This window comes from Actinocrispum wychmicini (assembly GCF_004345645.1).
GTDB classification, from domain to species: Bacteria; Actinomycetota; Actinomycetes; order Mycobacteriales; family Pseudonocardiaceae; genus Kibdelosporangium; species Kibdelosporangium wychmicini.
Genome location: NZ_SLWS01000003.1, coordinates 237143 through 258490, shown reverse-complemented (window position 1 = coordinate 258490; position 21348 = coordinate 237143). Strand labels below are relative to the sequence as shown.

19 protein-coding genes are annotated in these 21348 nt (G+C 68.6%); 6 read left to right on the top strand and 13 right to left on the bottom strand.

Features of this window, described 5'->3' with window-relative positions:
• Positions 1 to 181: 181 nt before the first annotated feature.
• The 6 genes from EV192_RS15445 to EV192_RS15420 form a co-directional block, all read right to left on the bottom strand.
• Positions 182 to 847 (bottom strand): hypothetical protein, encoded by a 666-nt coding sequence (locus EV192_RS15445; RefSeq protein WP_132115781.1) that lies wholly within the window; start codon positions 845 to 847, stop codon positions 182 to 184.
• Between the two features lie 165 nt (positions 848 to 1012).
• Complete coding sequence (locus EV192_RS15440; RefSeq protein ID WP_243726859.1) at positions 1013 to 1792, bottom strand: peptidylprolyl isomerase; 780 nt, start codon at positions 1790 to 1792, stop codon at positions 1013 to 1015.
• 14 nt (positions 1793 to 1806) lie between these two features.
• Complete coding sequence (locus tag EV192_RS15435) at positions 1807 to 2556, bottom strand: fumarylacetoacetate hydrolase family protein (protein ID WP_132115779.1); 750 nt, start codon at positions 2554 to 2556, stop codon at positions 1807 to 1809.
• Positions 2556 to 5468, bottom strand: a complete 2913-nt coding sequence (locus EV192_RS15430; RefSeq protein WP_132115777.1) for an FAD-binding and (Fe-S)-binding domain-containing protein — start codon at positions 5466 to 5468, stop codon at positions 2556 to 2558. Before EV192_RS15430 ends, EV192_RS15435 begins: the two co-directional genes overlap by 1 nt.
• 11 nt (positions 5469 to 5479) lie before the next feature.
• On the bottom strand, positions 5480 to 6799 hold the full coding sequence (locus EV192_RS15425; protein ID WP_132115775.1) for an MFS transporter: 1320 nt from the start codon (positions 6797 to 6799) through the stop codon (positions 5480 to 5482).
• A 50-nt stretch (positions 6800 to 6849) separates the two neighbouring features.
• Positions 6850 to 8016, bottom strand: coding sequence for a pyridoxal-phosphate-dependent aminotransferase family protein (locus EV192_RS15420; protein ID WP_207926064.1), 1167 nt, complete (start codon positions 8014 to 8016; stop codon positions 6850 to 6852).
• Between the two features lie 91 nt (positions 8017 to 8107).
• On the opposite strand from EV192_RS15420, the gene EV192_RS15415 reads away from it, so the two are divergent.
• Positions 8108 to 8851, top strand: a complete 744-nt coding sequence (locus EV192_RS15415) for an IclR family transcriptional regulator (protein ID WP_132115771.1) — start codon at positions 8108 to 8110, stop codon at positions 8849 to 8851.
• A gap of 3 nt (positions 8852 to 8854) precedes the next feature.
• On the opposite strand, the gene EV192_RS15410 is transcribed toward EV192_RS15415, so the two are convergent.
• A complete protein-coding gene (locus EV192_RS15410; RefSeq protein ID WP_481728917.1) occupies positions 8855 to 10057 on the bottom strand; it encodes a cytochrome P450 in 1203 nt (400 codons plus the stop codon).
• On the opposite strand from EV192_RS15410, the gene EV192_RS15405 reads away from it, so the two are divergent.
• The gene (locus tag EV192_RS15405) at positions 10038 to 10937 is read left to right on the top strand and encodes a crotonase/enoyl-CoA hydratase family protein (protein WP_424923358.1); all 900 of its coding nucleotides are present in this window, start codon (positions 10038 to 10040) and stop codon (positions 10935 to 10937) included. The genes EV192_RS15410 and EV192_RS15405 overlap by 20 nt on opposite strands.
• Here EV192_RS15405 and EV192_RS15400 read toward each other — a convergent pair.
• Genes EV192_RS15400 through EV192_RS15375 form a run of 6 tightly spaced genes read right to left on the bottom strand, consistent with a single transcriptional unit; the run spans position 10930 to position 17057 of the window.
• The gene (locus EV192_RS15400; protein WP_132115765.1) at positions 10930 to 12618 is read right to left on the bottom strand and encodes a hydrogenase maturation protein; all 1689 of its coding nucleotides are present in this window, start codon (positions 12616 to 12618) and stop codon (positions 10930 to 10932) included. The genes EV192_RS15405 and EV192_RS15400 overlap by 8 nt on opposite strands.
• Positions 12615 to 13373 carry an MHYT domain-containing protein gene (locus EV192_RS15395; protein ID WP_243726858.1) on the bottom strand — a complete coding sequence of 253 codons (759 nt, stop codon included), beginning with the start codon at positions 13371 to 13373 and terminating at the stop codon, positions 12615 to 12617. The genes EV192_RS15400 and EV192_RS15395 overlap by 4 nt, the downstream gene beginning before the upstream one ends.
• The gene (locus EV192_RS15390; RefSeq protein WP_132115763.1) at positions 13370 to 13978 is read right to left on the bottom strand and encodes a GTP-binding protein; all 609 of its coding nucleotides are present in this window, start codon (positions 13976 to 13978) and stop codon (positions 13370 to 13372) included. Before EV192_RS15390 ends, EV192_RS15395 begins: the two co-directional genes overlap by 4 nt.
• On the bottom strand, positions 13959 to 14294 hold the full coding sequence (locus tag EV192_RS15385; RefSeq protein WP_132115761.1) for a DUF742 domain-containing protein: 336 nt from the start codon (positions 14292 to 14294) through the stop codon (positions 13959 to 13961). Before EV192_RS15385 ends, EV192_RS15390 begins: the two co-directional genes overlap by 20 nt.
• Entirely contained in the window at positions 14287 to 14691 is a 405-nt protein-coding gene (locus EV192_RS15380; RefSeq protein ID WP_207926063.1) for a roadblock/LC7 domain-containing protein, read from the bottom strand. The genes EV192_RS15385 and EV192_RS15380 overlap by 8 nt, the downstream gene beginning before the upstream one ends.
• The gene (locus tag EV192_RS15375; protein ID WP_132115759.1) at positions 14688 to 17057 is read right to left on the bottom strand and encodes a sensor histidine kinase; all 2370 of its coding nucleotides are present in this window, start codon (positions 17055 to 17057) and stop codon (positions 14688 to 14690) included. The genes EV192_RS15380 and EV192_RS15375 overlap by 4 nt, the downstream gene beginning before the upstream one ends.
• Positions 17058 to 17812: 755 nt before the next feature.
• Between EV192_RS15375 and EV192_RS15370 the strand changes: the two genes are divergently transcribed.
• The 4 genes from EV192_RS15370 to EV192_RS15355 are packed head-to-tail and all read left to right on the top strand — an operon-like array spanning position 17813 to position 21348.
• Positions 17813 to 18925, top strand: coding sequence for a DUF1996 domain-containing protein (locus EV192_RS15370; protein ID WP_132115757.1), 1113 nt, complete (start codon positions 17813 to 17815; stop codon positions 18923 to 18925).
• 11 nt (positions 18926 to 18936) lie between these two features.
• Complete coding sequence (locus EV192_RS15365) at positions 18937 to 20229, top strand: NAD(P)/FAD-dependent oxidoreductase (RefSeq protein ID WP_243726857.1); 1293 nt, start codon at positions 18937 to 18939, stop codon at positions 20227 to 20229.
• Between the two features lie 41 nt (positions 20230 to 20270).
• On the top strand, positions 20271 to 20558 hold the full coding sequence (locus EV192_RS15360) for an acyl carrier protein (protein ID WP_132115755.1): 288 nt from the start codon (positions 20271 to 20273) through the stop codon (positions 20556 to 20558).
• Complete coding sequence (locus EV192_RS15355; RefSeq protein WP_132115753.1) at positions 20548 to 21348, top strand: thioesterase domain-containing protein; 801 nt, start codon at positions 20548 to 20550, stop codon at positions 21346 to 21348. Before EV192_RS15360 ends, EV192_RS15355 begins: the two co-directional genes overlap by 11 nt.

The window sequence follows — 21348 nt, the reverse complement described above, 5'->3', positions numbered from 1 at the left end:
AATCAACAACAAGCGGGAGCCATGCGGACCGAAACGCAAGCCGGACATCACGTGGCGGATATGATTCCCTTGGGCAGGCCATACGGGAGGGAGGCACCACGCCACACAACCCAACCAACCAGCAACACCCAACGAAGGGGCTCCCTCTTGGCGGCCTGCCCGAGCGGCGAGCGAACAATCTTCAGCCCAAAATCAAAGAGCTGCCCCGACCGGGTTGACGTCCCTCAACACCGGACTTCGGAGAAGAGAGGTACTGAACCATGTAGTTGCCGCTGCCTGTGCCGTCGTGGCGGTTGCCACCCGCGCACCAACTTCGGCTCTGGTTGGGGCCATAGAACAAGCCTTGGCACTTTCGGCACCAATTCCATTGGTCCTGCTCGTTGGGATTGAGGACACCCACGTCGTGGAACACGTGGTAGTTACCGCTGCCACCGAGGTCATGCCGACCGAAGCCGGGGCACAGGCCGGTGACGACGGCGGCGTAGGAGAGACTTTGACATCTGCGGCACCATCGCCAGCCGGGCTGCATGTCGGAACGAGGCGGATCTTCGGAATACCAAAGATAGTAGTCGCCGCTGCCGGTGGAGTCATGTGCGTTGCCAAATGGACAGAAGCCGAACGTACCACTGCCCCCAAAGAAGTGGCCTTGGCACTTGCGGCACCACCGCCAGTTGGTCTGTGGGATCAGGTCCTTGATCTCGACACCCGCGGATGCCGCTGGTGCCGTGTTCAGCAGGCCGGATCCGACCCCGGCCACACCGATACCGGCGAGTAAACCGGTGCGTAGCGCTTGCCTTCGGTTGATCGACGAATTGCGGACAGCACCATTCAACGATTCTGCCGTCATCTTCTGAGCTCCCAGAGTGGTCCAGCGCCGCACCGAATTGTGCAACGCAAGGTGCTTTCCAAGAGCCCGTCCCGAATCCCTACCCCGGCAGCCATCTACCTTTCAGTACACAGACGTGGTTCGTCAATACTCCACACGATGGAACCGCCGTGAATGAATCAACTGTCACCCGTCGGCGACGGTTCCCTGGATGGTGACCGGGGTCTTCGGCGCGCCGTCCTCCGGGCCCATGGATGGATTGATGCCGCCCGCGACGATCTTGCTGATGACGGCCAGCCCCGCTGTGTCGACCGTGCCGAACACGGAGTAGTTCGGTGGGATCGTCGAGTCGCCGTAGACCAGGAAGAACTGGCTGCCGTTGGTGTCGGGGCCGGCGTTGGCCATCGCGACTGTGGCGGTGGGGTAGATCACACCGCCGGCCGCGCCCGGCGTGAGGCCGGTGGGCAGTTCGTCCTTGAACTTGTAGCCGGGGCCGCCGGCCCCGGTGCCGGTCGGGTCGCCGCACTGCAGCACTTTGAGGCTCTGAGCCGCGGTCAACCGGTGACACTGCGTTCCGTCGAAGTACTTCTTCCCGGCCAGGAACAGTATGTTCTGCACGGTGCATGGGGCTTTGCCCCGGTCCAGGACCAAGGGGATGTCGCCTTGGTTCGTCTTCAGCGTCACCCGCACGGTCCCGCTGGGCTGGGGCGGTGTGGCGGCAGGCAGACCCACCTCCCGGGCCGCCTTTCCCGCACGCCTGTACCCGCACGGACCTCCCCCGGCGGAGGGCTGACTGCTGGCGGTCTTGGGTGGGGCCGCGCCCGCCAGGGCTGTCCCGGGCACGGACGAGGTGGGGTGCAGGGCCGGCACCAGGGTCCAGACCAGGACACCCACCAGGATCACCGCCGCGACGCCGAAGCCGACGATCAGCTCGGTTCTGCGGCCCCGGGGCGGTGGATACGTCACAAGCCGGGAACGTATCACTCCTTAGCGGTCACAGTGTTCCGCAATGTCCCGATGCCGGAGATCTCGACCTCGACGATGTCGCCCGGCACGATCGGCCCGACCCCGGCCGGGCTGCCGGTGAGCAGGACGTCACCGGCCTGCAGGGTGAACCAGCGAGTGGCGTACGCGACCAGCTCACGGACCCCGAAGACCATCTCCGAGGTGGGCGCCTGCTGCACGACCAGGTCCTCCAGCCGGGTGGTGATCGTCAGCTCCTGTGGGTCGCCGACGTCGGTCTCGATCCACGGCCCGAGCGGGCAGAACGTGTCCGCGCTCTTCGCCCGCGCCCATTGGCCGTCGGCCCGCCAGTCGGCCGCCGTGACGTCGTTCGCGCACGTGTAGCCCAGAATGACGTCCTCCACCTGGTCCGGAGGCACGGCACGGGCGGTCCGACCGATGACCACCGCCAGCTCCCCCTCGTATTCCAGACGGCGGAGCTCCGACGGCCGCAGCACAGCGGTGTCCGGGCCGGTGACGGCGTTGGGAGCCTTGAGGAACAACATCGGCCGCTCCGGGCGCGTCAGCCCCTTCTCAGCGAGCTGGCCCACATAGTTACTGCCCGCGCACACGATCATCCGAGGCGAGCACGGAGCGAGCAGGGTGACCGAGTCCAGCCGGCCGACCACGGCCCCGGGCGACAGGTCCGGCGCGGCCGAATGGACCACGTCACCGACAAGGACACCGCGACGCGCGCCGTCACGAGTCGCATACCGGACGATACGCATCACGCCTCCAAGGCTTCGCGGACCAACTCCACCGGGTGCCAGGCGTTGCGGCCAACGCCGTGGAAGATCTGCTGACGGCAGGACACTCCGGTCGCCGCGACCACGGTGTCCTCCGGTTCCGCCTCAAGCGTGGGGAACAACCGGTCCCGGCCCACGGTCATGGAGACGTCGTAGTGTTCCGACTCGAAGCCAAACGAGCCCGCCATGCCGCAGCAGCCCGCGTCGATCTCCACGACCTCGACCCCAGGAATCCGGCGCAGCAACGCCATTGTGGCCGCCGTGCCGACCTCGGCCTTCTGGTGGCAGTGGCCGTGATACACCACGCGTCGGCCGGCGAGCCACGAGTCGGCCCGCAACCGCAGCCGGCCGGCGTCGATCGCCTCGGTGAGCATCTCCTCCACCTGACGGACTCTCGAAGCGACCTCACGCACGGCCGGATTGTCCGGCAGTAAAGCGACATGCTCGTCCCGCAACGTGAACAGGCAGGACGGCTCGCACCCCACGATCGGCGAGTCCTGCGCGGCCAACGCGGTGACCAACGCCGTGGCCTTGGCTTTGGCGTCGTCAAGCAGGCCCTTGGACAGGCTCGACCGGCCACAACAACCGGCGCTGAGCAGTTCCACCTGCCAGCCGGCGCGTTCCAGCAGCTCGATCGCGGCCTGGCCGATGTGCGGTTCGGTGTACGTGGTGAAGGAGTCCGCCAGCCACCGCACCGTGCCGAGGCCGGCTGGGGTCGCGGCGCGGTGGCGGCGGAACCAGCGCACCAGGTTGCGCCGGTGGAACGTGGGCAGCGGCCGGGCCTCGGCGATCCCCACGGTACGGTCGATCAGCTTACGCAGCAGGCGACTCCGGCCGGGCACATTGGACAGTGGCGCGGTCGCCGAGCCCAGCCGGTTGAGCCGCCGGATCGCGCCGAAGAGACGCGAGCGCAGCGGCACGCCGTGGATCTCATGGTGGTGCGAGAGTGTCTCGGCCTTGAGCGAAGCCATGTCCACGCTCATCGGGCATTCGCTCTTGCACGCCTTGCACATCAAGCAGAGATCGAGGACCTCGTGCAACCGCTCGTTCCCGAGCGCGGCGTGCGGGTCCTCTTCGGACAGTGCCTTCACCAAAGCGTTGGCACGGCCACGGGTCGAGTGCTCCTCCTGCCGGGTCGCGATGTAGGACGGGCACATCACGCCGGCCGTCGACTTGCGACACAGGCCGATGTTCATGCACCGGTCCGCGGCGCCCCGCATGCCGCCGACAACCTCGAACTGCAACATGGTCCTGATCGGCCGGGCGGGCGGCAAACTGTCGCGGTCGCGCAGGTTCTCCGTCATCGAAGGAGCGTTGACGATCTTGCCCGGGTTCATCACGTTCGCCGGGTCGAACAGCAGCTTCACCTCGCACATCGCGTGGTACAGCTCCTCGCCGAAGATCTCCCGGTTGAACTCGCTGCGCGCCAGGCCGTCGCCGTGCTCGCTGGAGTTCACGCCGCCGTACTCTCGAACCAGGTCCTTGATCGCTTCGGCGACCGTCCGCATCTTGACGACCTCGTCGGGTTTTGTCAGGTCCACGAACGGCCGGATGTGCAGGCATCCCACCGAACAGTGGCCGTAGAAGCCGGCTTCCAGACCGTGCGCGTCGAGAATGTCCTTGAACCGCCTGGTGTACTCGGCCAGATGCACCGGGTCCACAGCAGTGTCCTCGACGAACGCCAACGGGCGACGCGTGCCCTCCCCCGCCGCCATCAGCAGGCCCAGACTCGACTTACGCACCTTCAGCAACGCTGCCTGATCGGCCGGGGTCACCGCGCGCAGCGTGTGGTAGCCGTGCCCGGCGCGCCGCCAGACCTCGTCGAGCAGGTCGAGTTTGGCGACAAGCGCGGCTTCGTCGTCCCCGCTGAACGAGACGAACAGCAACGCCTCCGGGTCGCCGACCAGGATGGAGCCCAGGTTGGCGTACTCGATCTTCTTACGGGACAGGTCCAGGATCGTCCGGTCCATCAGCTCGACCTGGTTCGGATCGCAGCGCAACGCGTCCTCGGTGGCGGAGATGGCGGCGTGCGTGGTCTCGAAATGGCCGACCGCGTATACAGTATGCTCTGGCTTTGGTACAAGGTCGACCAGCGCGTGCGTGACCACCACCAGCGTCCCCTCCGCGCCGACCACGAACTTCGCCAGGTCGAACGGATTCGATGGGCCGAAGTCGACCAGGCGGTCCAACCGGTAGCCGCAGGCGCGGCGCCAGAACGCCGGCATGCCCGCGTCGATCGCCTTCTCGTGCGCCACGACCAGGTCCGGCAGCTCCCGGTAGATCCTGCCTTCCAGGGTCGGCGCGGCGGCCCGGCGAACCCGTTCCGACTCGTCGACCGGTTCCAGGCGGGCCCGCGAGCCGTCCGACAGCACGACGTCCAGCGCCCGCACGTGATCGATGGTCATCCCGAACGTGAGCGACCCGCTGCCGGCCGAGTTGTTGCCGATCATCCCGCCGATCGTGGCCCGGTTGCTGGTGGACGTGTCCGGGCCGAACATCAGCTCGTGCGCCGCGGCCGCCTGGTTGAGCTGGTCCTGCACGACCCCGACCTCGACCAGTGCCGTGCGGGCCTCGGGGTCGATCGAGACGATCCGATGCATGTGCCGGGAGAAGTCGAGGACGATGCCCGCCCCGACGGTCTGCCCGGCCAGGCTCGTTCCGGCGCCGCGGGGCGTGACGGGCACACCGAGTTCGGCCGCGATCTTCACCGCGGCGGCGACGTCCTCGGCGTGCCGTGGATACACCACACCGAGCGGGGTGATCGAGTACATACTGGCGTCACGGGCGAAGAGGTGCCGGCTGTAGTCGTCGAAAGCCACCTCGCCGGCCAGCACGGCACGCAGTTTGTGCGCAAGGTGATCAGCTGTGGTCTGTCCGGTCGAGGTGACTGTCATCGGTGTCCTTTTCAGTCCTTGACGGCCGGAACGGGTTCGGCCTTGACGGGCTCGGCGTTCGCCGCCGCACGCAGTTTCTTGCGTAGCGGCAGGACAAGCAGTGCGGCCAGGGCGAACACCAGTCCGAAGAACGCTTGCGTGAGCGCGTATCCGCCGCCGCTGAGGTCGGTGAGCCAGCCGCCGACGTACGGTCCGATGAAACTGCCCAGGTTGCCGACGCCGTTGATCAAACCCATTCCCGCGCCGGCGGCGGCCAACGGCACGAGTTTCGTGACAGTCGCCCAGAACGGTCCGTACCAAGCGATCGACGCGGCCGTGCCGAGGATCAACGCCCCGAGGACGAGCCACTTCTGCGACGGAGATATGAGACTCGCGCCGCTAAGGATCAGAGCTCCGGCGACGAGGACCGCGACCATATGGGCGACGTGTCCGCCCCGCCGGTCCGCAGACCGTCCAATGAGGATGATGGCGATGCCTGCGGCGATCTGCGGCAGGATCGCGACGAACCCGACTTGCATGTCGGTGTGGAACGCCTTCTTGAGCACGCTCGGCAGCCACAGGGTGAGGCCGAGCAGACCCATCTGCGTCAACGTGTACGTGAGGGCGAAGTGCCACACGATCCCGCTGGAGAACGCGGCCTTGAACGTGCCGCGGTGTTTGAGCGGTTCGCCTTCCTCCAGCCGGGAGCGCTCGATGAAGTTCCGCTCGTTCACCGACAGCCAGCCGGCCTTGGCCGGGGTGTCGCGCATGACCACCAGCCAGGCGATAAGGCCCACGACCAGCGGGCCGCCGCCCTGGATGATGAACATCCACCGCCAGTCGGCGAACGTGAGGATCAGGCCGGAGAACGGCGCCGCGAGGATGGCCGCGATCGGCGTGTACAGCTTGAAGATCGCGTACGCGCGGCTGCGCTCGGCGAACGGGAACCAGCACCGGATGGTGGCCATCAGCGCGGGTTGCACGCCGCCTTCGGCCACGCCGAGCAGGAACCGGGCGAGGATGAGTTCGCCGAACGTGTTGACGAACCCGGACGCCATCGCGGCGATGCTCCACAGCACCATCAGGATCGCGATCCAGCGTTTCGCGCTCCAGCGTTCGGCCATGTACCCGCCGGGGATCTGCAGCAGCAGGTATCCCCAGAAGAAGATGCCGCTGGCCAGCCCCTGCTGCGCCCCGCTCAGGCCCATGTCGGTCTTCAGGTGGGGCAACGCGAAGCTGATGTTCGTGCGGTCGATATAGCAGATGACGTAGATGAAGACGATGACCGGGAGAATGTAGGTCCATCGCTTCATCTCGGCTAACCGTCTGGTCTTGGGCGTGCGCTCGGTCACCGACCTACCTCCTTGTAGGTGTCCCCCGTTGGACGTGGAGATCGCCGGTTTCAGCCAGCGCGCAGTACTTCCAGGGCGGCCGGTAGGCCCGCCTGGTCGACGGCCACCCCGGCCAGTTCGAGTCCCATTTGGACACCGGCGAGGGTGCCCGCCAGCGTCAGGTCGTTGAGGTCACCGAGGTGGCCGATCCGGAACACCCGTCCGGTCAGCCTGCCCAACCCGGCGCCCAGCGACATGTCGAACCGTTCGAGGATGATGCTGCGGATCTTGTCCGCGTCGTGCTCCTCCCCCAGCAGCACGGCGGTGAGGACCGGGGAGTGCTCGCGGTCGTCGGCGCACAGGATCTCCAGGCCCCATCCGCGGACCGCGGCCCTGGTCGCCTCGGCGTGCCGGATGTGTCGCGCGAAGACGTTGGCCAGCCCTTCCTCGTCGAGCATCCGCAGCGCCTCGCCGAGGCCGTACAGCAGGTTGGTCGCCGGCGTGTACGGATAGTTGCCGCTCTCGTTGGCCTCCAGGATCGGCGTCCAGTCCCAGTAGGACTTGACCAGCCGGGCCTTTTCGGCCGCGCGCAACGCTTTCGCGCTGACCGCGTTGAAGCCGAGGCCCGGCGGCAGCATCAGGCCTTTCTGTGAGCAGCCGACCGTGACGTCGACACCCCACTCGTCGTGCCGGTAGTCGATCGACCCGAGGGACGAGATCGTGTCGACGAACAGCAGCGCCGGATGGCCGGCCGCGTCGATGGCCGCCCGGATCTCGGGCACCCGGCTGGTGACCCCGGTCGACGTCTCGTTGTGCACGACCATCACCGCGGCGATGCCGTGTTCCTTGTCGGCGGCCAGCCGTTCGGCCACCGCCGCCGGGTCGACGCCCCGCCGCCAGTCCCCGGGGACGAACTCGACGGCCAGCCCGAGCCGGTCCGCCATGTCCCGCCACAGGGTGGCGAAGTGGCCGGTCTCGAAGGCCAGCACCTTCTCGCCGGGCGACAGGGTGTTCACCAGCGCCGCCTCCCAGGCCCCGGTGCCGGACGACGGGTAGATGACGACGGGCCCGTTCGTGCCGAACACCGGCTTCACCCGCCGCAGCAGGTCAAGGGTCAGTTCGGCGAACTGCGGCCCACGGTGGTCGATGGTGGGTTGGGCGATGGCCCGCAGCACCCGGTCGGGGACGTTCGTCGGCCCCGGGATCTGCAGGAAATGCCGTCCACTGTGCGTGGTCAATGCTCCTGTTTCCATTCTGTGCCGTGAGATGGAACAATGTGCCGTGAAAAGGTCCGCAGATGGTAGGTACGCACTTCGGAGGAGTCAAGGCATGCAGAACGTCCTGAACACGCTGCGCGTGCTGGAGGAGGTCGCGGCCCGCCAGCCGGTCGGCGTCGGCGAACTGGCCCGCGAACTGGAGATGCCCAAGAGTTCGGTGCAACGCGCCCTGGTCACGTTGAACGAGGCCGGCTGGATCCGGCCGGCCGCCGGCGAGGTCACCCGATGGGTGATGACCACCAAAGCGTTATCCGTCGGCGGCCGCGCCGGCGGTGATCTCGGCCTGCGCGACGCGGCCGTGCCGATCATGGAGGAGCTGCGCCGGCGGACCGAGGAGACGATCCACCTGACGATCCCCGAGGACGACAAGATGGTGCTGATCGAACGGCTGGAAACGGCCAAACCGGTCCGGATCAGCATGGCGCTCGGGCACGCGCTCCCCATGCACGCGTCCGCGAACGGCAAAGCGGTCCTGGCGCACAGCACACCGGAGGTCGTCCGCCGGCTGTTCGCCCAGGAGCTGCCGCGCTACACCGACTCGACGATCACCGACCCGGACGAGCTGCGCGCCGAGCTCGCCAAGGTCCGTGACCGGGGATTCGCCGTCAACCACGGCGAATGGCGAACCGACGTCGGCTCGGTCGCCGCGGCCGTGCTCAACGGGGAGGAGCAGCCGATCGCCAGCCTGAGCGTGAACATCCCGCTCACTCGTCTCACCACGGACTCCGAGGCCGCGTTCGGCGCCGCGGTGCACGAGGCGGCCGGCAAGATCAGCGCCCGGCTGCCCGTGCGGTGACCGTCACCAGGAGACGGGCAGCGCCGTGACGCCACGGACAAGCCGATCTGCCCGCCACCGCACCTCGCCGACCAGCCGCAGGCCGGGCATCTCGGCGAGCAGTCCTTCCAGTGCCACCTGGAGTTCCAGCCTGGCCAAGGGGGCGCCGAGACAGTGGTGCACGCCGTGGCCGAACGCGGTGTGCGGGTTGTGTTCGCGGGCCAGGTCCACTGTGTCCGGATCCGGGAACACCGCGCGATCCCGGTTGGCCGCGTGCATCTGCGCCATCACCGCTTCGCCCGCGCGGACCAGTTGCCCGCCCAGCTGGACGTCCTCCCTGGCGACGCGGGCGAACTCGGCGCTCGCCGCCATCGGCACGTACCGCAGCAGTTCCTCCACCGCGGTCGGCACCAGCTCGGGCCGGTCGAGCAGTTGCCGCCAGCCGGCCCGGTCGTTGTCCAGGAGGACCCAGACGAAGTTGCCGATCTGGTTGGCGGTGGTCTCGTGCCCGGCGATCAACAGTGTCACCCCGAGCCGGACCAGTTCGTCCTCGGACAGCCGGTCCCCTTCGTCGCGCGCGGCGACCAGGTCGGAGAGCAGGTCCCCGGTCGGCTTGGCCCGGCGCAGCTCGACCAGCCCGGTCAGGTACCGGTTGAGATGCCCGCGGGCGGCGACGATCTGCTCCCGGCTCAGCGCGCCTTCCCCTGTGCCCAGGGCGAGGGTCTGTTCCGTCCACGACCGGAAGTCCGCCCGGTCGGCCTCGTCGACCCCGAGCATCTCCGAGATCACGATCATCGGCAGCGGCCAGGCCAACCCGGCGGCCAGATCCGCGGGCGCCTTCATCTCGCCAAGCAGGGCGCCGACGATCGCGCGCACGCGCGGACGCAGTTCTTCGACCCTGCGTGCCGTGAACGCCTTGGCCACCAACCGCCGCAACCGCGTGTGATCCGGTGGGTCCATGGAGAGGATCATGTGCGGGTCCTCGATCAGCGGCCGGGCTCGCGGCGTGTCCTCCCGGCCAGCGGCCAACGCCCGAGAGAACCGCGGATCCCCCAGGACCGTGCGCACGTCGTCATACCGGGTGGCCAGCCACGCCTCACCACCCCACGGCATCTGGACACGGCACAGTCCCGCCTCGGCGCGCAACGCCGCATAACGAGGATGCGGGACCAGGCTCTCCGCCGGCCCGAACGGGTACACCTCAGCGTTGGTCTCCATCCACCCCATAGTGGCGGAAGATGGAGATCATGTGACCAGTTCCCGTCGAAAGGACGACTTCATGACGATTTCGTACGAGGCACGTGATCGCAAGGCGTACATCACGCTCAACCGGCCGGAACGGCTGAACGCCATCTCCCTGGAGATGCCACGCGAGTTGGCGGCGGCGGTCGAGCGGGCCAACGACGATCCCGAGGTGCACGTGATCGTGCTCCAGGGCGCCGGCCGGGCGTTCTGTTCCGGGTACGACCTGAAGATCAGTGCCGAGGACGGGGTCGGCACGCAGGGGCAGGTGTGGGATCCGATCAAGGACTACCGGCTGGTGAAGTCGTTCACCGACCACTACATGTCGCTGTGGCGGTCGCTGAAGCCGACCATCGCGAAGGTGCACGGGTTCGCCGTTGCGGGCGGCAGCGACATCGCGTTGTGCTGCGACATGGTGGTGATGGCCGAGGACGCCAGGATCGGGTACATGCCGGCGCGGGTGTGGGGGTGCCCGACCACGGCGATGTGGGTGTACCGGTTGGGTGCCGAACGGGCCAAGCGGATGCTGTTCACCGGCGACACCATCGACGGCAAGCAGGCCGCCGAGTGGGGTCTGGTCGTTGAAGCGGTGCCGCCCGGTGAGCTGGACAGCGCGGTCGAGGCGTTGGCCGACCGGATCGCCGGGGTCCCGCTGAACCAGCTCGCCATGCAGAAGCTGATGATCAACCAGGCGTACGACAACATGGGCCTGCACGGCACCCAGATCCTGGGGACCCTGTTCGACGGGATCGCCAGGCACTCACCCGAAGGCCGGTGGTTTCAACAGTTCGCCGCGGAGCACGGTTTCCACGAAGCCGTGCAGTGGCGGGACTCCGGCCGCTGGATCCCGGACGACCTCACGTAGGCGCCAAGGCGCGGTGGCCGGCCAGGCGGCTCGGCGTGGACGTGGGGCGTTGTTTCGTCACGAACTCGTGGCGGGCCTGGGCGAAGCCGTTGCGGTCGTCGTGGATGTCCCGGCTCATCTCCGCCAGTTCCTCGAACCCGTACGCGTCAAGCGGTTTCCGGTCCGCGTCGACTGCGAACCGGCTTTGCTTGGCCCGTAGCCACTGCATGTTGGCCGCGTATGGGACGAGTTGCTCCACGTACGCCGACAACGCGGTACGGAACCCGACGGGATCCCTGGGTAGCACCGCGTCGGCGAGACCGAGCGCTGCCGCTTCCCCTGAGCCGAGTGGCAGGCACTCCTCGGTCAGGCGTTCGGCGACCGCCGGGCCGACCCGCCGCGGCAGCACGTACGTCCAGTACTCCGAGCCGGACAGGCCCATGGTCCGGTAGTGCGGGTTCAGCACCACGCCGTCGCGAACGAGGACGTGGTCGGCGCCGAGGGCCAGCATCACCCCGCCGGCGCCCGCGTTGCCCCAGAGCGCCGCGACCACTACTTGTTGGACGCAGCCCAGGATTTCCGCGCACACCTCGTTCATCGCCACGATGTTGTGCCACGCCTCGTGCGCGGGACGGGGTGCGGCCTCGATGACGTTGAGGTGGATGCCGTTGGAGAACACCTCGCCGCCCTGGATCACCAGCGCCCGGGTGTCCTGGCCGGCGGCGTGCCGGACGGCGGCGGCCAGGCGCCGGCAGTGGTCGGTGGACATGGCGCCGTTGTAGAAGTCGAAACTCAGCCAGCCGATGTGGCCGTCCTGCCGGTACGTGATCTCCGGGTAGGTGCGCACGGTGGTGCCCGCGTTGCCCGGACCAACCAGTTCGGGCACACCCCCCACGTGCTCGGCAAGTGCCAACGTGGCCGGTAGTTTGATCGACCCGGCCCGCTTGACGTGGCCGATCCACAGCGCGCCGCGGCCGGTGCGGACCAGCAGCGCGCCATGGCGTTTGGCGACGATGGTGCCGGGCTCGCCGGGGTACGAGTCCGCGAAGTGGGCGTCGTAGACGTGCACCGGGACGCCGGCCAGTTCGGCGCGGACACCGGGCGAGCCGTCCGCCGCGCGGATCCGCCGCAGCACGTTCGCCGCGTCGTCGGACCAGCTGAACGCGCGGTCGGACTGGCGCATGGTCGGCATCAGCCGGCCCCAGACTTCCGGGCGGCCGTAGTCGAGCGGTTCCGGCTCGAACGCGGGATCCACTGCCTTCGCGGCCACTTCGAGGGCGAGTTCCACGGCGGCGTCCGCGACCGGTCCGGCGTAGAGCTCGCTCTTGCGCGGCACGTCTGCCGGAACGGTGAAGGTCCGGGATCCCCAGATCGGTCCCGCGTCCAGTTCGGCCACGGCCTGCAGGGCGGTGACACCCCACAGCCGCGCCGATCCGGTGATCGCCCAGTCCAATGAGGATGGTCCACGGTCGCCGGGCGGCCCGGGGTGGATGATGATCGTCCGCCGCTCCTGCCAGATCTCGTCGGGGACGCGTTCGCGCAGGAACGGACAGATGATCAGCTCCGGGTCGGCCTTCGCCACCGCGTCGCCCATCGGGGTCACCGACAGCTCCACGGTCACGTCATGCCCGGCGGCCCGCAACGCGAGCCAGACCCGCTGGGTGAGCCCGTTGAAGCCGGAGGCCAGCAGCAGGATCCTCATCGCGCCACCTTCAGGGCGTCCACACGGGACTGAGTGGTGAACAAGGCCCACAGCAGCACGGCGATCACCAGGCCGCCCAGCAGGAACACCGGGAACACCAGCCCGAAGACCTCAGTCCCTTGTGGAGTCGCGCGGCCCGGGTCCATCCGCATGTTCATCGCCGCCATGCCCGTATAATGCATACCGGTGACCGCGACGCCCATTACGAAACCGGCCAGGACCGTGGCCCCGACACCGCGGACGACGATGGTGAACCACAGCGCGGCCGTGCCGGCGACGATGGCGATGACGACGGACAGCAGGACGAGATCGGAGTCGTAGGTGACCTCGCCCTGCATCCGCATCGCGGACATGCCGAGGTAGTGCATGGCCGCGACGCCGACGCCGGTGAAGATCCCGCCGACCGTCAGCCGCCACACCCGGAACCTGCCCCACGTCGCCACGAACAGGCCGAGCCCGACCACGGCCACGGCCGCCACCGCGGACAGTGCCGTGATCGGCGTCGAGTAGCGGATCCGCATACTGGATACAGAAAACCCGAGCATGGCGATGAAATGCATAAGCCAGATGCCGATGCCGCCGATGGCGAACGCGCCCAGCAGGGTCCACAGCGCCTTGGTTCGCGGCGCCCTCGTCGCGCGGGCCCGCGCCATGCAGGACAGGCCCAGCAACGACCCCACCACGGACGTGGTGTACGCCAGCACGAGCGTCCAGTAGCCCATGGTGAAGTGGTGCATCTCATGGATGGGGTTCATGGCCTCACGACTCCCGATGTGGCGGTGTTTCTGTTGTGGCGCTTACGAAGCGCGTGCGTGACGAGTTCGATCAGCATGGTCCGGGTGGACTCGCGGCGACGGGCGTCGCAGGCGGTCACCGGCACGTCGGCGGGCAGCTGCAGGGCATCACGCACCTGGTCGGTGGTGTGGCTGGCGATGCCGTTGAAGCAGTTGACACCGACCATGAACGGCAGGCCGCGGTCCTCGAAGTAGTCCACCGCGGCGAACCCGTCGGCCAGCCGCCGGGTGTCCACCAGGACGACCGCGCCGATCGCGCCCACCACGATGTCGTCCCACATGAACCAGAACCTGTTCTGGCCCGGCGTGCCGAACAGATACAGGACCAGCGAGTCGTCGATGGTGACCCGGCCGAAGTCCATCGCCACCGTGGTGGTCTTCTTGTCCCGCACGTGGTCCAGCCGGTCCACCTCGGCGCCGGTGTCGGTGAGCACGGCCTCGGTGGTGAGCGGCTCGATCTCGGACAACGACCCGACGAACGTGGTCTTGCCGGCGCCGAACCCGCCGGCGATCACGATCTTCGTGGCGGTGCGGGCCACCCCGGTCTCATAGTCGCCGTAGACCACTGAGGACCCTTTCCATCACTTCGACGCCGGGCACGCCGGCACCGGCGGCCGGCTGGTTCACCGCGAGCAGGCCGAGGTCGACCATGTCGGACAACAGCACCCGGGCCACACTCAACGGCAGCCCAAGCAACGCGGCGACCTCTGCGGTGGACTGCGGCGACTGGCACAGCGCGGCGACCGCGCGGTACTCCGAGACGTCCAGCTGCCAGCCCGGATCAATGGTCTGGAGCAGCGTTTCCACCGCGAGCGAATGGTTGGACCGCGTCCGGCCGCGGGTCCACGCGTACGGCCGCACACTCCGGGAGACGTCACCCATCGGCCACCCCCGGGATGAGCATCCGGCCGGCCCGCTCGACGAACCCGGCGGTCGCCTCGACGGCGGAGCCGACGTCCGCGTCCGGCGTGGCGAACACGCCCAACGACAGGCCGTCGCTGATCGTCATGAGCAGCAACCGGCCGTCGGCCATGTCGACGAGCGTCTGGGTGACCGGTCCGCCGTGGAAGAACCGGGCGGCGCCCTGCGCGACACTCTGCAGCACGCCGACGATGGCGGCCGCCTGGTCCGCCGTGTCGTGCGACAACGGGTCCGAGAAACCCAGGAGCAGGCCGTCCTCGGCGACCACCACGGCGTGCGCGACCCCCGGCGTGGTCTCGACGAACGACGTGATCAGGCGGTTGATCTCGGCCTCCCAGGAATCGGTGAACGGGGTCATCGCGCGTCCTCGCTCGGCTCGAACGCGCCCCGTGCGCGCCGCAGGCCCTCCTGGTAGCGGGCCAGAGTCTCGTGCATCGCCGTGGCGTCCCGTGTGGACGGTGGTGGCGATCCGTTGGCGTGCTCCCGGACCGCGCGGCCAGGTGGGAGTTGCGCGCCCCGACGTCGCCGGGGCAGGCCGGCTTCGGTCAGACCGTCCGGCTCCGGGCTGGCTGTTCCCTCCGCCTGCCGCCACAGGTCGTCCAGGGACGACTGCCACTCGTCGGACACCGGACTGTCCGGGTCCGCCGCCCGGAACCAGGCCGGCGCCAACTCGTCGTAGATCAGCGCCGGTTCCAGCGGAACGGGCGGCGCCACAGGCAGCGGCGGGGGTGGTGGCGGTGGGATCGTCTCGACGAGGTTGACGGCCGGACGCGGCAGGTTCACGGCCGGCGGCAGTCCAACCGGGACACCGTTACGGTGCAACGAGAGCGACTGCGCGGGCACCAGCACCTGTGCTGTGGTGCCCTTGATGCCGCCGGCGTTGTCCACCAGCCGGACCGTGACGCCGTGCCGGGCGGCGAGGCGGCTCACCACGAACAGCCCCAGCCGCCGGGACACCGCGGCGTCCACTTCGGGCGGCTCGGCCAGCCGCTGGTTCATCCCGGTCACGTCGGCCACGCCGATGCCCTCGTCGACGACCTCCACGATCAGCTCGTCCGACGGGGTCAGCCGGGCGTCCAGGACCACTTCGGACCCGGGCGGGGAGAACACGGTCGCGTTGTCCAGCAGTTCCGCCAACAGGTGCACGAGGTCCTGCGCGACCGTGCCCTGCACGGCGACCGGCGGCACCTGCCGGATGACGACTCGCTGGTACTGCTCCACCTCGGACACGGCCGCGCGCAGCACCTCGGCCACGCCGACCGGCCCGCTCGACCCCCGCCCCAGCCCGACACCCGCCAGGATCAGCAGGTTCTCGCTGTTGCGGCGCATCCGGGTGGCCAGGTGGTCCAGCCGGAACAGCCGGTCCATCGCGGCCGGCTCCTGCTCGCCGTCCTCCATCTGGTCGATCAGCGTCAGCTGCTGCTCCACCAGGTTCTGGGTGCGCCGGGACAGGTTGACGAAGATGTCGTTGACGTTGGTCCGCAGCAACGCCTGTTTGGTGGCCAGCTCGACGGCCGCGCTGTGCACGGCGTCGAACGCGCGGGCCGTGTCTCCGATCTCCTCCTGGGACCGCACCGGCACCGGTGCCACCGAGACGGCCGCGCTCGCGCCGCCCTCCTCGATTCGCTGGATCGCTTCAGGCAGCTCGGTCCCGGCCACCTCCAGCGCCCGCCTGCGGAGTATCCACAACGGACGAAGCAGCAGGCTGGCCAGGTACAGGGTGACCGCGAAGGCCGCGAGCAGGGCGCCGATCACCATCGCCGCGTCGGTCAGCGAGCTGGTCTTGGCCTCGTCGCCGAGCCGTTGCGCCGCTTGGTGTTGGGCGTCGAGCAGGTCCGACTCGTACCGGATCATGCGTTCGGCGACCGCCTGGGACACCTGGTCCCAGTCGGCCGGATCGATCCCGAAACCGTCCGGGCTGCTCAGGGCGGTGGTCATCAGTTGGGTGCGCAACACGGTGTCCGATCCGTCCACCACGTCGCTGTAGAGCTTGCGCTGTTCGGCTGTTGCCGTGGCGGCGAAGTCGGCCAACGAGCCCTGTTCCCGCGCCTGCGCCAACCGGACCGCGTCGGCGCCGTCGGCCGCCAGCCGGGCTTTCCCGGTGGCGCCCAGCAGCACCGACTGCTCCACTTTGACCTGTTCGATCACCCGCCCGACGGCCGACAACGCGGCGCTGGTGCGTTGCACGGACGTGTCGTCGGTGGCCTGGGCCACGGTGCCGGTCAACGGCAGCAGCACGCTGATCACGTCCGTGTAGGCGGCCTGCAGTGACCGCTCACCCACGGCCGGGCTGTCCGCGCGGCTCCGGATCGCGGGCAGGCCGGCCAGCCGGTGCGCGGCTTCTTCGGCCCGGCCCCGGTTGCCCTCGTCCTGCGCGCCGAGGGTGGCCAGGCCGGTCCGGACGTCCGGCAGTGCCTGGTCCACCGCGGCCTGCTGGGCGAGCAGCTCGGCCCGGCCGGTCGTCCGGCCACTCGCGACATACCTGGTCGCCAGGTCGCGCTCGCGTTGCAGCTGGTGGGTCAGCGCGGTGCTCGCCGCCACCAGGTCGTTGCGGTCCTGTAGGACACCGGCCTGGGCGGCGCGGTCGAGCTCCGCGCTGACCCGCGAGGTGCCCAATGCGATCGCGACCAGCGCGGGCATGATGAGCACCACGGCGAGCTTGCCGCGGACCGGCCAGTCCCGCGGCCGCCATCGTCTCGGTCGTACATTCGACTCACGCTCCATCGAACCTCCCGGGAAAGCAGCCGGAAACGGCTGCTCATTCGGGCGACACGGCGCCCGGGAACAGCATGAGGAAGCCAGCAGGTAGGCTAGCCCTTGAAAGGGCAACACGCCCAAAGCTGTGAGTCGGAGCACCGGGAATTGGTCTGAACAATCTCAGGTCCTGGGACTTTCTGACGGAATTTTGACGACCATCAGGACCCGTTGTTCGTGAAATTCGTCTATCACGATGTTACCGATGGGTAAAGCGCAGGTGGACTATTAGGCCACTACGCTGGCGATTGCGTTCACGACGGCATCGCGACCGCCTGGCCTCCGGCTTCCGTCATCGGAATTACCGATGGCCGACCACCGCGGTATGCATCCGATGCACATTCCCCGGATGCAAGCGCAGAACCACCCACGCGGACCGGGCGGATCGGCGCGACAAAAAAGTGACAGCTCTGAACAGGTTCCTCGTCGAGCCATCGATCCCCCGGTAAGCACAGCCCGCAACCCTGGCAGACAGGACTTCCGCGGCGATCGGACAGACTCACGTACGTTATCAAGTGCGTGCGCGAACTTGTCACCGAAATCGATTGCAGCCGGCGTACGTTGAGAATGCTCTATCCGGTTCAGGTGAACCTTCTCACCGCCGAAAAACGGCCATTAACCGGTCCTTAACCCTGCGTGATCTTGCGCTGGACCACTGGCGCCCTAGCCTGTGCGAGCGGGCACAGCCGAGTCTTCGAGCCCGAACCCAGGAAGGTTTTGAATCCATGTCCGAACGCCACTTGTTCGCGGGTCGCCGCACGCCTGCCGGGCGGGGGCGGCTCGCCGTGGGGCTGACCGCGGCCTCTGTCGCCGCCACGATCGGCGGGATGGTCCTCGGGACCGCGCCGATCAGCGCCGCCGCCCCGACCGCGCCGCCGGCCCCCGCGAACCGCCCGTCCAAACAGGACGCCTCGTTCCAGGCGATCTGCTCGTTCAGCCACCGCAACAACGACGACCCGATCGTCTTCCTGGACGAGCCCGGCAAGTCGCACACCCACGACTTCTACGGAAACTCCACAACGGACGCGTTCTCGTCGATCAGGAGCCTGCGCCGCACCAGCCAGACGACGTGCAACATCCCGTTCGACAAGTCCGCCTACTGGGTCGCGAACCTGCGCCGAAACGGCCGGCCGCTGACCGCCGACCGGCTGGTCGCCACGTACCAGGCGAGGTTCAAGAAGCGCGTCGAGCCGTTCCCGCCGGGTCTGCAGATGGTGTCCGGCAACGCGAACGCGATGGCCGAGCAGTCGCTGTCCACTGTGGAGTGGACGTGCAACGACGACCTGAGTCACGCCTCCGCCAGCGTGATCCCGTCCTGCCCCAACCCGAACAAGCCGCTGACGCTCACCGTGTGGTTCCCCGACTGCTGGAACGGCCGCGACCTGGACAGCGCGGACCACACCAGCCACATGGCGTTCAGCTCGCGCGGGAGGTGTCCGGCCAGCCACCCGGTGGGCGTGCCCGGACTGAAGGAAACGGTGTTCTGGCCGGAGGTGACGTCCAGCAAGGGCCTGACCCTGTCGGCGATGAACAGCACGCTGACCGGGCACGCGGACTTCATGAACGGGTGGGACCAGTTCGGCCACGGCGTGTTCGTGCGGACGTTCCTTGACCTGTTCAACAGCGACAACCTCATCGGCAGCGTGCTGAACCGGCCACTGCGCGACGTCATCGGCGTCACCGCCGGCCCGGCCAACCGCCCCGAGCCGACCGAGGACGACCGGCGGCCGATGCCGAACATGCCCGGGATGGCCGGGATGCCCGCGGCGCCCCAGCAGCCGGCGAAGCCGCGGTCCGCGCTCGACTCCTTGTGGGCGTCCCTGTTCGGTGACCGGTGACGGGAGTCCCAGTGACCTTGCGAGTCGCCGTGATCGGAGCCGGGATCGCGGGCATCTCCGCCGCCTACCGGTTGCGCGCCGACGCGGACGTCACGTTGTTCGAGTCGGCCGACCGGGCCGGTGGGCACGCGCACACCGTCGAGGTCGACCGGAACGGGAATACATTCGGACTGGATACCGCGTTCATTGTATACAATGAACCGCATTACCCGTCGATCGCGGGGTTCTTCGCCGAGCTGGGGGTGTCGACCAAGGCCCACCCGGGCCGGTTCAGCTTCTTCGACGCCGACACCAGCCGGGCGTACGTGTCCGAGGACTTCGACCTGTCCGAGGACGAGGTGGTGGCGCGGTACCCGGCCGAGTTCGTGCGGCTGTGGCGGGAGGCGGCCCGGTTCCACCGGGACTCGCCCAGGGACTTCATGCGCGGCCGGACCGAGGTGCCGCTCGCGGAGTACCTGGACCGCAACGGGTACAGCGAAAGCTTCCGGTACGGGTTCATCGTGCTCATCGCGACCGCCGCCTGGTCGGTGCCGGCCGAGCGGATCTGGCAGATGCCAGCCAGCACGGTGATCGCGTTCTTCTTCGCGCACGGCGTCGAAGGGCTCGGTGGCCGGACTGTGCCGTGGCGGACCGTGGCCGGCGGGAGCGTCACGTATGTGCGGGCCGCATTGGACAGTTTGCGCGCGGCGAACGGCGAAGTCCGGCTGGGCACCGAGGTGCTTGGAGTGCGGGCGGAACCCGACGCGGTGGCGGTCCGGACTGTCCACAGTGTCGAGCGGTTCGACCACGTTGTGCTTGCCACACATGCGGATGAGGCGTTGCGCCTGCTGGACCGGCCGACACCCCGGCAACGGATGCTGGAGGCGATCGCGTACCACCCGACGCGGGCCGTGCTGCACACCGACCCCGCGGTGATGCCTGCCAACACGGCCGACTGGCGCAGCTGGAACTACGGCCGGACGCGGCACCGTGACGAGTACGCGTCCTGGGTGGTCTACTATCTCAACCACCTCCAGGACTTCCGGTGTGACACCGACTTCTTCGTCACCCTGGACTGTCCACTTCGGATTCGCGAGGATCGGGTCATCGCCGACATCCGCTACCGGCACCCGGTGTTCACCGCCGAGGTCCGCCGCCTGCAGCGGGAGATCCACACCGTCAACGAGGACTCGCGTGTCAAGTTCGCCGGCTCGTACTTCCACGCCAGGAAGCTCGGGCCGGACATCGTCGGCTCGCACGAGTCGGCGTTCGACTCCGGCCGCGCCGCCGCGGAGTCCCTCCTGCGCGACTTAGGGCGTGTCTGATGGATCTGACACGCCCTAGCCGCCCACCGATTGGAGACCCGATGACCGAGCAGGTCACCCGTACAGCCACCCCGCTGACCGTCGGCGAGGTCCAGGAGTGGCTGGTCGGCAAGATCGCCCACCGGCTCGCGGCCGAGCCGCACGAGGTCGACGTGCACCAGTACTTCGACGAGTTCGACCTGGACTCCACCGAGGCACTGGTGCTCGCCGGGGAGCTGGAGAACTGGCTCGGCTTCGAGCTGGAGACCACGGCACTCTGGTACCACCCGACGATCGCCGACCTGTCCGCGTGGATCGTCTCCGTGCAGGAGCGGGCCAATGCCGGCTGACGTCGTGGTGATGGTGCACCCGGGGGCGCTGCCGGCGACAAGCTACGCGGGCCTCGCCGAGGCGCTCGACGCCGAGTTGCTCGTGATCGACCTGGAGCGGATTCCGGCCTACCGCGAGATGATGCTCTGCGACGGCGGCCAGGACGTGTCGGTGGCGCGTCTGGCGAGGTACGTCGTCGACCGGCTCGTGCCAGCGCGGTCCTGGCTGATGGCCGGGTGGTCGTTGGGCGGTGTGGTGGCGTACGCGGCCACGGCGTCGCTCCCTGATCACCAGCTACCACGGCATCTGGTGGTGCTCGACAGCATCGCGCCGGTGCCCGAACACCGTCGCGACGCCAGCGACTTCACACCTGAGGTGCTGCTCACCTGGTTCGCCGGGTATCTGGCCGCCAAACGCGGTGGACGGCTTGAGCTGCCGGCGGGCGTCCTGCGCGGGCGGGACATCGGCACCGGGCTCGAAGTGGTGCTGCGGGAGGCGATCCGGGTCGGTCTGGTGTGGCCGGACGTGTCCGTCGCGGGGCTGCGCAAGGTGTTCGACGTGTACCTCGCCGGGCTGTTCCGCAACGTCGACCTGACCGCCGCGTACCAGGCCGAGCCGGCACGGGTGCCGATGACGCTGGTCCGGCCGCAAGCCGGGCTGCTGACCACCCCGGGCGCGCTCGGCTGGCAGCGGCTGGCCAGCACCCTGTCGGTGACGCGTTGTCCCGGCGACCACTACTCGATGTTGCGCGAGTCGTCCGTGATCGCCGGCGTGATCCGCGACCGGCTGGCGCTCGCCTGTTCCTCGTAG